A 13186-nucleotide genomic window follows, 5' to 3' on the forward strand; every position below is an offset into this window, starting at 1 on the left:
GCTCCGTTCACTCACGCAAGTGGCCCGACATGGCGCGCAAACTCTGCAGAACAACAACGGAACCGCCATGACGCTAGCACGAGCCATCGGCAAATCGGCTGCATGGATCGTCGGTATCGTCGCACTGATCCTCGCGGCGGCCGGCATCTTCATTTTCACGTTCGACTGGAACCACGCGAAACCGTGGGTCAACGAACATGTGAGTACCGCACTTGGCCGCCCGTTCGCGATCAACGGCGATCTCAAGGTCGGCTGGCGCCGGCCCGACGGCGAGACCGGCTGGCGCGCATGGGTGCCCTGGCCGAGCTTCTCCGCCACGCAACTCGAGATCGGCAACCCGGACTGGGCGAAGGGGCCCAAGTTCGTCACGCTCGATGCCGCGCATTTCGATCTCGCGATTCTTCCGCTCCTCGCGCACGAAATCGTCATTCCGTCGATCGATGTCGTCAATCCCGCGGTCGACCTCGAGCGGCTCGCCGACGGCCGCAATACGTGGACCTTCCAGTTCAAGCAATCGTCGCAGCCGTCGCCGTGGAAGGTGCGGCTCGACAGCTTCGGTTTCGCGAAGGGCGTCGTCACGTATCGCGATGCGATCACGAAGGCCGATCTCACGGTCGCGATCGATACGCTCGGCCAGCCGATTCCGCTCGGCGACGTGCTGAAGGAGCAGGAGCAAACGTCGCGCGCGGCGTCGGCGCAGCGTGTCGGCAAGAGCGGCGCCGCCCGACTGAGCGCGAAGGCGAGTGCCGAGGCCGCGTCGGGTGCGTCGGCGGCGCAAGGCGCGAGCGGGGCGTCCGCCGCAACGGCGTCGGGTGCCTCCGCTGCCGCGCCGGCTACTTCGGTTTCCTCCGCATCCACGGCCGTGCCGGCATCCGGCGCGAGCGGTGCGTCCGCTGCGTCGGGTGCCGCTGCGCCCGCGAAGCCGGCCGGCCCGACGTATGCGTTCGGGCTCAAGGTCGACGGCCGCTACAAGAACGTGCCGATCAGCGGCACCGGCAAGGTGGGCGGCGTGCTGGCGATCGAGAACGCGACGCAGCCGTTCCCGCTGCAGGCCGACGTGAAGGCCGGCGACACGCGGCTGGCGATCGTCGGCACGCTGACCGACCCGATGCATCTCGCGGCACTCGACCTGCGTCTGTGGCTGCAAGGCACGTCGATGTCGCACCTCTACCAGATCACCGGCATCACGCTGCCGGACACGCCGCCGTATGCGACCGAGGGGCGCCTGATCGGCAACATCAAGCAGCACGCGAGCACGTTCCGCTACGAGAACTTCAACGGCCGCGTCGGCGGCAGCGATCTCCGCGGCACGCTCACCTGGGCGCAGCGCGAGCCGCGGCCGAAGCTGTCGGGCGAGCTCGTGTCGAACCTGCTGCAGTTCTCCGACCTCGCGCCGGTGATCGGCGCCGACTCCGCCGCGAGCAAGGCGAAGCGCGGCGACACGACGCGCCAGCCGCCGGACCGCGTGCTGCCGGTCGCGACGTTCCGCACCGAGCGCTGGAGCGCGATCGACGCGGACGTGAAGTTCACCGGTCGCAAGCTGATCAAGAGCCCGCAACTGCCGATCACCGACCTCTACACGCACATCCTGCTGCAGGACGGCGTGCTGTCGCTCGAACCGCTGCAGTTCGGCGTCGCGGGCGGCACGCTCGCGACCAACGCGCATCTCGACGGCAGCCGCACGCCGCTCAAGGGCCGCTTTACGCTGGCCGCGCGTCACTTGAGGCTGAAGCAACTGTTCCCGACGCAGAAGGTGATGCAGACCGCGCTCGGCGAAATCAACGGCGACGCGTCGCTGTCGGCGACCGGCAACTCGCCGGCCGCGCTCGCGGCGACGTCGACCGGCGAAGTGAAAGCGCTCATCACGGATGGCCGCATCAGCCTGCTGCTGATGGAGGCGGCGGGGCTGAACGTCGCGAACGTCGTCTACGAAAAGCTGTTCGGCACCCGCGACGTGAACATCAATTGCGCGGCGATCGACTTCGTCGCGAACGACGGCATGCTCGACCCGAAGGTGTTCGCGCTCGATACGGACGACGCGCTGATCAACGTCGACGGGCCGGTCAACCTGCGCGATGAATCGATCGATCTGAAGATCCATCCGCATACGAAGGGTTTCCGGGTCTTCTCGTTGCGTTCGCCGTTGTACGCGAAGGGCACGTTCAAGAACCCGAAGGTCGGCGTCGACGCCGGCGCGCTCGCGCTGCGCGCGGGCGCGATGGTCGGGCTGGGCCTGATCAACCCGTTCGCGGCGCTGATTCCGCTGATCGCGCCGAGCAATAACCGCGACGTGCCGTGCTCGGAGCTGTTCGGGCAGATGAAGGCCAAGGCGGCGCAGAAGGAGGCGCTGAAGGCCGGCAAGTGAGGATGTCCGGGGCAGGGCCGGCGCCGCGCGCGGCGGGCCGGTTGGCGGGGCCGGAACAGGGCGGTCGGCAGTTTCTCCGACACCTGCTAAAATACACGGTTTTCCGTCGATTTCTCTCTTACGGGACCTGCCGTGCTTTCTACTGCCAACATCACGATGCAATTCGGGCCGAAGCCCTTGTTCGAGAATATCTCGGTCAAATTCGGCGAGGGCAACCGCTATGGTCTGATCGGCGCGAACGGCTGCGGCAAGTCGACCTTCATGAAGATCCTCGGCGGCGACCTCGAGCCGAGCGCCGGCAACGTCGCGCTGGAGCCGAACGTGCGCCTGGGCAAGCTGCGCCAGGACCAGTTCGCGTATGAAGACGTGCGCGTGCTCGACGTCGTGATGATGGGCCACACCGAGATGTGGGCCGCGATGACCGAGCGCGACGCGATCTACGCGAACCCGGATGCCACCGACGACGACTACATGCACGCGGCCGAGCTCGAAGGCAAGTTCGCCGAATACGGCGGCTACGACGCCGAGGCGCGCGCGGGCGCGCTGCTGCTCGGCATCGGCATCGAGGAGAAGTTCCACAACGGCACGATGGCCGACGTCGCGCCGGGCTGGAAGCTGCGCGTGCTGCTCGCGCAGGCGCTGTTCTCGAAGCCGGACGTGCTGCTGCTCGACGAACCGACCAACAACCTGGACATCAACTCGATCCGTTGGCTCGAGCACACGCTCAACGAGTACAACTCGACGATGATCATCATCTCGCACGATCGTCACTTCCTGAACTCGGTGTGCACGCACATGGCCGACATGGACTTCGGCACGCTGAAGGTCTGGCCGGGCAACTACGACGACTACATGCTCGCATCGGCACAGGCGCGCGAGCGCCAGGCCGCGGCGAACGCGCGCGCGAAGGAGCGCGTGGCCGAGCTGCAGGACTTCGTGCGCCGCTTCTCGGCGAACAAGTCGAAGGCCCGCCAGGCAACGAGCCGCGCGAAGCAGATCGACAAGATCAAGATCGAGGAATTCAAGCCGTCGTCGCGTCAGAACCCGTTCATTCGCTTCGAGTTCGAGAAGAAGCTGCACAACGTCGCGGTGGTCGCCGAAGACATCACGAAGAAGTACGAGCGCACGATCTTCCAGAACTTCAACCTGTCGGTGCAGCCGGGCGAGCGCATCGCGATCATCGGCGAGAACGGCGCGGGCAAGACGACGCTGCTGCGTTCGCTGCTCGGCGCGCTGCAACTCGATCACGGCACGGTGAAGTGGTCCGAGAACGCGAATGTCGGCTACATGCCGCAGGACACGTACGAGGAGTTCCCGAACGACATCACGCTGATGGACTGGATCGACCAGTACCGCAAGGACGGCGACGACGAAACCATGGTGCGCGGCACGCTGGGCCGCCTGCTGTTCTCGTCGGACGACATCAAGAAGTCGGTGAAGGTGCTGTCGGGCGGCGAGAAGGGCCGCATGATCTGGGGCAAGCTGATGCTCGGCCGCCACAACGTGCTGCTGATGGACGAGCCGACCAACCACATGGACATGGAGTCGATCGAGTCGCTGCAGATCGCGCTCGAGCAGTTCGAAGGCACGCTGATCTTCGTGTCCCACGACCGCGAATTCGTGAGCGGGCTGGCGAACCGGATCATCGAAGTGCGCACGGACGGCACGCTGTTCGACTTCGGCGGGAATTACGAGGAGTTCCTCACGAGCCAGGGGCAGGAGTAATTGCCCGGGCAGCCATGCCCGATCTGATGTACCGGAAGCCCGCCAGGTGGAAGCCTGGCGGGCTTTTTCGTATCCAGGCCGACCAGGTGAGCGCGTGCCGCGCCAGCCCGGCGTCCCGATGAAGGGAAAATGTCAGGTCGGGCGTTGCGCCCGCGATCGCGATTCGACGCGGCGGCGCCGTTTCCCGCAGGCAGCCGCTTGCACCGCCTCGCGCGCCGCCCGGCGCGTCAATCCGCGAGCCGCTTGTCGGCGAGCGCCTTGCAGCAGTCCTCGTACACCCATTGCACGAGTTTCGCCCGGTAGTCGAGATCGTCGGTATCGACGATTTCCTCGACCGCGTCGCGCGCCCACGACGCGTCGACGAAATCGGCGTGCCGCTTTGCGATGTCCTGCGCCAGCGCGGCCAGCTTCGCGATCGCGAGCCAGTCGGACTGCCGGTGGTGGCGGTCGAGCCAGCGGTGTGCGGCCTGCACCTGGAACGACGCATCCGGCCAGGATTCGTTCAGGTAAAACGCGCCGAGATTGCCGCAGGTGAGCCAGCACAGCAGCTCCAGGCGATCTTGCGAGCCGAGGATATGGGGTGCGTCGGTCATGGCAGCGCTCACGAAAGCATCGATTCCGGGTGGCGCGGCCTGCAGCAGCCGGCGCCGATACTAAAAACATAGCACGATGCGGGGCCCGAGGTGCGACCTCGTGATGCGTCGGCGCGGCGCGGATGCCGCGGTGGCGGGAAGCGGGCGTCCGGCGCCCGGTCCCCGGCGTCCGCGCGGGCCGTTCGATGACGCTCGAAATCACGCTCGGCGTCGTCGCGGAGCCGCGCCGCACTCGTTAGAATGGCCGTTTTCCGGGAGACAGGAAGCGATGAAAATCTACGATCAGTTCTATATCGACGGCGCATGGCGCAAACCGGCCGGAACGGGCACGATCGACGTGATCGACTCGGGCACCGAGGCCGTGATCGGCCGGATTCCCGAGGGCGTGGCGTCGGACGCGCAGGACGCGATCCGCGCGGCGCGCGCGGCATTCGATGCATGGGCCGCGACGCCGGCCGCGACGCGCGCGGCCTATCTGCGCAAGATCGTCGAGCGTCTGCAGGCGCGCAGCGAGGAACTCGCGCAGTCGATCACCGGCGAAGTCGGGATGCCGATCAAGCTGTCGCGCGCGATCCAGGTCGGCGGTCCGATCTACAACTGGAAGGCATACGCGAAGCTCGCCGAATCGTTCGAATTCGAGGCGAAGGTCGGCAACTCGTTGGTGGTGCGCGAGCCGGTCGGCGTCGTCGCGGCGATCACGCCGTGGAACTACCCGCTCAACCAGATCACGCTGAAGGTCGCGCCGGCGCTGGCGGCCGGCTGCACAGTCGTCCTGAAGCCGTCCGAAGTCGCGCCGCTCAACGCGTTCATGCTCGCCGAGGCGATTCACGAAGCGGGCCTGCCGGCGGGGGTGTTCAACCTCGTGTGCGGTTATGGCCCGGTCGTCGGCGAGGTGCTGGCGACCGATCCGGACGTCGACATGGTGTCGTTCACGGGTTCGACGCGCGCCGGCAAGCGCGTGGCCGAACTCGCGGCGGCGGGCGTGAAGCGCGTCGCGCTCGAACTGGGCGGCAAGTCGGCGTCGGTGATTCTCGATGATGCCGATTTCGCGGCGGCGGTGAAGGGCACGGTCAACGCGTGCTACCTGAACGCGGGCCAGACCTGTTCGGCGCACACGCGGATGCTGGTGCCGGAGGCGCGCTACGACGAGGCACGCGCGATCGCGAAGGCGGCAGCCGAAGCGTATGTCGCGGGCGACCCGCGTCAGGAAACGACGCGCCTCGGCGCACTCGCGTCGGCCGTGCAGCAGCAGCGCGTGCAGGCGTACATCCAGCGCGGAATCGACGACGGCGCGGAACTCGTGACCGGCGGCACGGGCCTGCCGGAAGGGCTCGCGAAGGGCTTCTTCGTGAAGCCGACGGTGTTCGGCCGCGTCGATCCGAAATCGACGATCGCGCAGGAAGAGATCTTCGGGCCGGTGCTGTCGATCATCACGTATCGCGACGAAGACGAAGCCGTGCGCATCGCGAACGATTCGCCGTACGGGCTCGGCGGCGCGGTATGGGCGGGCAGCGACGAACGCGCGATGCGCGTCGCGCGCCGCATCCGCACGGGGCAGGTCGACATCAACGGCGGCACGTGGAACGGCGCCGCGCCGTTCGGCGGCTACAAGCAGTCGGGACACGGTCGCGAAAACGGTGTGTACGGGCTCGAAGAATATCTCGAATACAAGTCGATGCAGCTCAAGCCGGTGAATCCGGCCTGAGCGTTTCACGCCGCATGACCTGGAACGGCACGCTCGCGTGCCGTTTTTTTATTGACGGCCGTCAAGGTGCGCGCCGGTGGATCCGTCGATCATCGCGTTTCCGATTTCCGATGTTTCGACGAGGTTCAGATGACCGCACGCACTTCCTTCCCGCCGCTCACGATTCGCGGCCGCACCTTGCTGCCCGTGGTGCAGGGCGGCATGGGCGTCGGCATCTCCGCGCACCGCCTCGCGGGCAGCGTCGCGCGCGAAGGCGCGCTCGGCACGATCGCGAGCATCGACCTGCGTCACCACCATGCGGACTTGCTCGCACGCTGTCGCGCGAATCCCGATCGCGCGACGCTGGAGGCCGCGAACCTCGAGGCGCTCGCGCGCGAGATTCGCCTCGCGAAGACCTACAGCGAAGGACGCGGGATGATCGCGGTCAACGTGATGAAGGCGGTGAGCGCGCATGCGGACTACGTGCGCGTCGCGTGCGACGAAGGCGCGGACGCGATCGTGATGGGCGCAGGCCTGCCGCTCGATCTGCCCGATCTCACGCAGGGTCATGACATCGCACTGATTCCGATCCTGTCGGACAGCCGCGGGATCGCGCTGGTGCTGAAGAAGTGGATGAAGAAGGGGCGGCTGCCCGACGGGATCGTGATCGAGCATCCCGCGCATGCGGGCGGCCACCTCGGCGTCACGCAGATCGACGACATGCACGATGCGCGCTTCGATTTCGCGCGCGTGCTCGACGAGACCGCGCAGGTGATGGCGTCGCTCGGTCTCGCACGCGACACGATCCCGCTGATCGTCGCGGGCGGGATCAACAGTCACGACACGGTGCGTGCGGCGCTCGCGGCCGGCGCGAACGGCGTCCAGGTGGGAACGCCGTTCGCGGTGACGGAAGAGGGCGATGCGCATCCGAACTTCAAGCGCGTGCTGGCCGATGCGCTGCCCGAGGACATCGTCGAATTCGTCAGCGTGACGGGGCTGCCGGCGCGCGCGGTGAAGACCCCGTGGCTCGATCGCTACCTGCGCAACGAAACGCGCATTCGCGACAAACTCGGCGCGTTCAAGCAGCGCTGCCCGACCGCGCTCGAGTGCCTGAGCGTCTGCGGACTGCGCGACGGCATCGAAAAGTTCGGCCATTTCTGCATCGACACGCGGCTCTCGGCCGCGTTGCGCGGCGACGTCGCGAACGGCTTGTTCTTCCGCGGCCGCGAAGCGCTGCCGTTCGGCAACGCGATCCGCAGCGTGCGCGATCTGCTCGACCTGCTGCTGACGGGCCGTGCGACGGAGCCTGCGACAAACCGTCCAATGTTTACGCTGGCTTGACGGATATCAAGACGACGCAAAGACCCTACGTGGAGAATGGAATAAATTCTACAAGGGGTCCGTACCATGCACAAAACGATTCGAACATGCATCACCGCTGCCGCCGTGGCGGCGAGCCTCGTCACGCTGCCCTCGCTGTCGCACGCGGCGTCGGCGGGAGACGGGATCAACCAGGGTGACGTCCTGGTCCGGCTGCGCGCGATCAGCATCCAGCCGAACGAGCGCGCGAGCGACACGCTCGGCGCGATCAATACCGGCGTGAACAACGCGATCGTGCCGGAACTCGACTTCACGTACATGATCCGCGACTACCTGGGCGTGGAGCTGATTCTGGGCACGTCGCGGCACCAGATGACGTCGAGCCTCGGCAATCTCGGCGGCGTGGGCGTGCTGCCGCCGACGCTGCTGCTGCAGTACCACTTCAACCATGCCGGCAAGGTGCGTCCGTACGTCGGCGCGGGCCTGAACTACACGTACTTCTACAACAACGGGCTCAACGTCGGCGGGGAAGGCGTGTCGATCAACAAGAGCAGCTTCGGTCCCGCGCTGCAGTTCGGCGTCGACGTGCAGTTGACGAAGAAGGTGTTCATGAACGTCGACGTGAAGAAGATCTGGATGAGCACCGATGCGACGCTCGGCGACAAGGGCATCGGCACGCTGCACATCGATCCGTTGATCGTCGGCGTGGGCGTCGGGATGAAGTTCTAGACGCGAGCGAAAAAGAACAGAGTTGGGGTTGGCGGCATGGCAGTCGGCATGCCGCTCTTTTTTTGTGCGGCGGATTTACAGCTTGTCGTACTGAAAGCGCATCGCGGTGCCTTCGCGCGTGATGCGCTCCCACACCGCGCGTTTCTCGTCGTCACTCAGGAACACCCAGTTCGACACTTCGCCGGCCGTGCGGCCGCAGCCCTTGCAGACTTCGTCGAAGAGGGTCGAGCACACGCCGATGCAGGGGCTGTCGGGCAGGTCGTGGAGGTTGGAGGCCATCGGAAGGGTTCGCGCGTTGAATCGTCAGGGCGTCATTTTAATGCATCGCGATGACGCGCCCCGGCCGCGATCCCGGCGGTGCGACGGCCACCCGTCCGGACGGTGTCGCGGCCGCCTTCTTTTCCTGATGGACAGACGCCGATTACCCGATAGAATTCCTCCGGAACGCCCCGCTGCGCGGGCCGTCCGAGCGGCCGGCCGCGGCAATCTGTTCCGTTTGCGCGACACCGGCATGATTTTTTTGTGACGGAGCGCGAATGGTGGTAGCGTTCGGGGTTTTCGAGGGGCGGCGTGCCGGGATGCGCCGCCATGACGAGGCAGACGGCAGCCGGACACGGGTCCGGCCGGAGGGAGAACGGGATGAAAGCAAAGGTAGTGGGCCGGTTCGCAGCGCTTGCGCTGTGCGTGGGTGCATCGGCGGCGGCGGCGAAGGATACGCAGCTCAATGTCTATAACTGGTCCGATTACATTGCGAAGGACACGATCCCGAACTTCGAGAAGCAGGCGGGCGTCAAGGTTCGCTACGACAACTACGACAGCGACGACACGCTGCAGGCGAAGCTGCTGACCGGCAGCTCGGGCTACGACATCGTCGTGCCGACGAGCAACTACGCGGGCAAGCAGATCGCGGCCGGCATCTTCACGCCGCTCGACAAGTCGAAGCTGCCGAACCTCAAGTACCTCGATCCGCAACTGATGGCGCTCGTCGCCGGCGCGGACCCGGGCAACAAGTATTCGGTGCCCTGGGCGTACGGCACGACCGGTCTCGCGTACAACCTGACGAAGGCGCAGCAGGCGCTCGGCAAGGTTCCGCTCGACAACTGGGACATCCTGTTCAAGCCGGAAAACATCTCGAAGCTGAAGACCTGCGGCGTGTCGGTGCTCGACGCGCCTGACCAGATGTTCGCGGCGGCGCTGCACTACATCGGCAAGGATCCGATGAGCACGAACCCGGCCGACTACAAGGCCGCGATGGAAGTGCTGAAGAAGATCCGCCCGTACATCACGCAGTTCAACTCGTCGGGCTACATCAACGACCTGGTCGGCGGCGACATCTGCTTCGCGTTCGGCTGGTCGGGCGACGTCGTGATCGCGAAGCATCGCGCGATCGAGGCGAAGAAGCCGTACAAGGTCGAGTACTACATTCCGAAGGGCGGCGCGCCGGTCTGGTTCGACGTGATGGCGATCCCGAAGGACGCGAAGAACAAGGACGCCGCGCTGCAGTGGATCAACTACATCGAGGATCCGAAGGTGCACGCGGCGATCACGAACGCCGTGTACTACCCGAGCGCGAACGCCGAAGCACGCAAGTACGTGCGGCCGGACGTCGCGAACGACCCGGCCGTCTACCCGCCGGCCGACGTCGTGAAGACGCTGTTCCTGCTCAAGCCGCTGCCGCCTGAAATCCAGCGTCTGCAGACGCGTCTGTGGACCGAGCTGAAATCGGGCCGCTGAAGCGAGCCGGAGCAGGCCAGCAGTCATGAAGCCCCTGGTGTCCCCGGGGGCTTTGTTCGTCAAACGCAGGAGAGAAGCAGCACATCATGAATAGCCAGTCGGGTGCGCCGGTCGCGGGCGCGCCGTCCTTCGTTCCTTCGTCCGGCGCCGATGCGCGCGCCGAGAACTTTGTCCAGATTGTCGACGTCGTCAAGAAATTCGGCGAGACGGAAGTGGTACGCAACGTGAACCTGACGGTGCGCCAGGGCGAGCTGTTCGCGCTGCTCGGCAGCTCGGGTTCCGGCAAGTCGACGCTGCTGCGCATGCTCGCGGGTCTCGAAACCGTCACGTCGGGCAAGATCCTGATCGACGGCGAGGACCTCGCGCAGATGCCGCCGTACAAGCGGCCCGTGAACATGATGTTCCAGTCGTATGCGCTGTTCCCGCACATGTCGGTCGAATCGAACGTCGCATACGGCCTCAAACAGGAAGGCACGCCGAAGGCGGAGCTGAAGGAGCGCGTCGCGGCGGCGCTCGAGCTCGTGCAGATGAGCAAGTACGCGAAGCGCAAGCCGCACCAGCTGTCGGGCGGCCAGCAGCAGCGCGTCGCGCTCGCGCGTTCGCTCGTCAAGCGCCCGAAGGTGCTGCTGCTCGACGAGCCGATGTCGGCGCTCGACAAGCAGATCCGCCAGCGCACGCAGATTGAGCTCGTCAACATCCTGAACAAGGTCGGCGTCACCTGCATCATGGTCACGCACGACCAGGAAGAGGCGATGACGATGGCGAACCGGCTCGCCGTGATGAGCGAAGGGCAGATCGTGCAGATCGGCTCGCCGAACGAAGTCTATGAATATCCGAACAGCCGCTTCTCGGCCGAGTTCATCGGCTCGACCAACCTGTTCGAAGGCGTCACCGTCGAGGACGAACCCGACCACGTGTACATCGAATCGCCGGAGCTGCCGAGCCGCCTGTACGTGAGCCACGGGATCACGGGCCCGCTCGGAATGCCGGTCACGGTGTCGGTGCGCCCCGAGCGGATCGCGCTCACGCGCAAGCCGCCCGAAGGCGCGTTCAACTGGGCGCGCGGCAAGATCACCAACGTCGCGTACATGGGCGGCTATTCGCTGTATCACGTGAAGCTCGATGCGGGCAAGACGGTGATCGCGAACGTGTCGAGCCTCGCGATCTCCGAGCTCGACACCCCGTCGCTCGGCGACGAGATCTACGTGCGCTGGAGCGCGACCGCGGGCGTGGTGCTGACGTCATGAGCACGCTCAAGTCCCTGCTCGCATGGCCTGTGCGGCGCTTCAACCTGACCGGCGGCTCGGCGGTCGTCGCGGGGCCGTATACGTGGCTCGTGCTGTTCTTCCTCGTGCCGTTCGTGCTGGTCGTGAAGATCAGCTTCGCGGAGCTGCAGCTCGGCATTCCGCCGTATACGGAACTCGCGTCATACGCGGACGGCGTGGTGCACATCGCGCTGAACCTGTCGCACTATGCGTTCCTGCTCACCGACAGCCTGTATTTCGCGACCTACGTGAATTCGGTGGTGGTCGCGGCGCTCACGACGCTGCTGTGCCTGCTGATCGGCTATCCGATGGCGTATTACATCGCGCGTTCGAACCCGGCGACCCGCAACCTGCTGATGATGGGCGTGATGCTGCCGTTCTGGACGTCGTTCCTGATCCGCGTGTATGCGTGGATCGGGATCCTGAAGAACAACGGTCTCCTGAACAACTTCCTGATGTGGATCGGCCTGACCCACACGCCGATCGAGCTGTACCGCACGAACTACGCGGTGTACATCGGGATGGTGTATTCGTACCTGCCGTTCCTCGTGATGCCGCTGTACGCGCACCTCGTGAAGATGGACCTGCGCCTGCTCGAAGCCGCGTACGACCTGGGAGCCAGGCCGTGGAGGGCGTTCGTGCAGATCACGCTGCCGCTTTCGAAGAACGGGATCATCGCGGGCTGCCTGCTGGTGTTCATTCCGGCGGTCGGCGAGTACGTGATTCCGGAGCTGCTCGGCGGCGCGAACACGCTGATGATCGGCCGCGTGATGTGGAATGAGTTCTTCAACAACGCAGACTGGCCGATGGCGTCGGCCGTGACCTGCGCGATGGTGCTGCTGCTGCTCGTGCCGATGGCGATGTTCCAGCACTTCCAGGCGAAGGAGCAGGAGGGCCGCCGCCGATGAAGCCGAATCGTTACCTGCAGTTCGCGGCGCTGTTCGCCGGTTTCGCGTTCCTGTACATCCCGATCATCAGCCTGATCGTCTATTCGTTCAACGAGTCGAAGCTCGTCACCGTGTGGTCGGGCTTCTCGTTCCGCTGGTACTCGGCGCTCGTGGAGGACGACGAACTGCTGACGGCCGCATGGCTGTCGCTGAAGATCGGCGTGCTGACCGCGTTCGCGTCGGTGTTCATCGGCACGTGGGCCGGCTTCGTGCTCGCGCGGATGGGCCGCTTTCGCGGCTTCGCGCTGTTCAGCGGGATGATCAACGCACCGCTGGTGATTCCCGAGGTGATCCAGGGGATCTCGCTGCTGCTGCTGTTCATCGAACTGGCGAAGTGGATCGGCTGGCCGGCCGAGCGCGGCGTGTTCACGATCTGGCTGGGCCACGTGATGCTGTGCATCTCGTACGTCGCGATCATCGTGCAGTCGCGCGTGCGCGAACTGAACCCGTCGCTCGAGGAAGCCGCGCTCGATCTGGGCGCGACGCCGCTGAAGGTGTTCTTCACGATCACGCTGCCGCTGATCTCGCAGGCCCTGATCGCGGGCTGGCTGCTGTCGTTTACGCTGTCGATCGACGACCTCGTGCTGTCGGCGTTCCTGTCGGGCCCCGGCTCGACGACGCTGCCGCTCGTCGTGTTCTCGCGCGTGCGCCTCGGCCTGAACCCGGAGATGAACGCGCTCGCGACGCTATTCATCGTCGCGGTGACGGCCGGCGTGGTGATCGCGAACTTCGTGATGCTGCGTCAGGAGCGCAAGCGGATGATGTCGTTCGCGACCTGACGCGCGCACGGCTGTCGTCATGAAAAACGCCCGGTGCCGACGTCG

General features: G+C 65.7%; 11 protein-coding genes. 9 read left to right on the forward strand and 2 right to left on the reverse strand.

The window, feature by feature from the left end:
* Positions 1–67 precede the first annotated feature (67 nt).
* Positions 68–2365: an AsmA family protein gene (locus tag WS49_RS02630; RefSeq protein WP_059524226.1), complete on the forward strand. Its 2298-nt coding sequence runs from the start codon at positions 68–70 to the stop codon at positions 2363–2365.
* A gap of 132 nt (positions 2366–2497) precedes the next feature.
* A complete protein-coding gene (locus WS49_RS02635; RefSeq protein ID WP_059524228.1) occupies positions 2498–4090 on the forward strand; it encodes an ABC-F family ATPase in 1593 nt (530 codons plus the stop codon).
* Between the two features lie 227 nt (positions 4091–4317).
* On the opposite strand, the gene WS49_RS02640 is transcribed toward WS49_RS02635, so the two are convergent.
* Positions 4318–4683, reverse strand: coding sequence for a hypothetical protein (locus tag WS49_RS02640; RefSeq protein WP_059467440.1), 366 nt, complete (start codon positions 4681–4683; stop codon positions 4318–4320).
* 268 nt (positions 4684–4951) lie between these two features.
* On the opposite strand from WS49_RS02640, the gene WS49_RS02645 reads away from it, so the two are divergent.
* From WS49_RS02645 to WS49_RS02655, 3 genes are all read left to right on the forward strand, one after another.
* Positions 4952–6388, forward strand: a complete 1437-nt coding sequence (locus tag WS49_RS02645) for an aldehyde dehydrogenase family protein (protein WP_059524229.1) — start codon at positions 4952–4954, stop codon at positions 6386–6388.
* A gap of 129 nt (positions 6389–6517) precedes the next feature.
* Positions 6518–7708: an NAD(P)H-dependent flavin oxidoreductase gene (locus WS49_RS02650; protein ID WP_059524230.1), complete on the forward strand. Its 1191-nt coding sequence runs from the start codon at positions 6518–6520 to the stop codon at positions 7706–7708.
* A 66-nt stretch (positions 7709–7774) separates the two neighbouring features.
* Complete coding sequence (locus WS49_RS02655; protein ID WP_059524231.1) at positions 7775–8416, forward strand: OmpW/AlkL family protein; 642 nt, start codon at positions 7775–7777, stop codon at positions 8414–8416.
* Positions 8417–8491: 75 nt separating this feature from the next.
* On the opposite strand, the gene WS49_RS02660 is transcribed toward WS49_RS02655, so the two are convergent.
* Positions 8492–8695, reverse strand: coding sequence for a DUF1289 domain-containing protein (locus WS49_RS02660; RefSeq protein WP_027784516.1), 204 nt, complete (start codon positions 8693–8695; stop codon positions 8492–8494).
* A 360-nt stretch (positions 8696–9055) separates the two neighbouring features.
* Between WS49_RS02660 and WS49_RS02665 the strand changes: the two genes are divergently transcribed.
* The 4 genes from WS49_RS02665 to WS49_RS02680 all read left to right on the forward strand — a co-directional run bounded on the left by WS49_RS02665 (position 9056) and on the right by WS49_RS02680 (position 13141).
* Entirely contained in the window at positions 9056–10150 is a 1095-nt protein-coding gene (locus WS49_RS02665; RefSeq protein WP_059524232.1) for a polyamine ABC transporter substrate-binding protein, read from the forward strand.
* An 86-nt stretch (positions 10151–10236) separates the two neighbouring features.
* A complete protein-coding gene (locus WS49_RS02670; protein WP_059524233.1) occupies positions 10237–11397 on the forward strand; it encodes an ABC transporter ATP-binding protein in 1161 nt (386 codons plus the stop codon).
* Complete coding sequence (locus WS49_RS02675; protein WP_059524234.1) at positions 11394–12323, forward strand: ABC transporter permease subunit; 930 nt, start codon at positions 11394–11396, stop codon at positions 12321–12323. Before WS49_RS02670 ends, WS49_RS02675 begins: the two co-directional genes overlap by 4 nt.
* Positions 12320–13141, forward strand: a complete 822-nt coding sequence (locus WS49_RS02680) for an ABC transporter permease subunit (RefSeq protein ID WP_059524235.1) — start codon at positions 12320–12322, stop codon at positions 13139–13141. Before WS49_RS02675 ends, WS49_RS02680 begins: the two co-directional genes overlap by 4 nt.
* The last annotated feature ends 45 nt before the right edge of the window (positions 13142–13186 follow it).

The organism is Burkholderia sp. RF7-non_BP4 (assembly GCF_001521935.1).
Classification (GTDB): domain Bacteria; phylum Pseudomonadota; class Gammaproteobacteria; order Burkholderiales; family Burkholderiaceae; genus Burkholderia; species Burkholderia diffusa.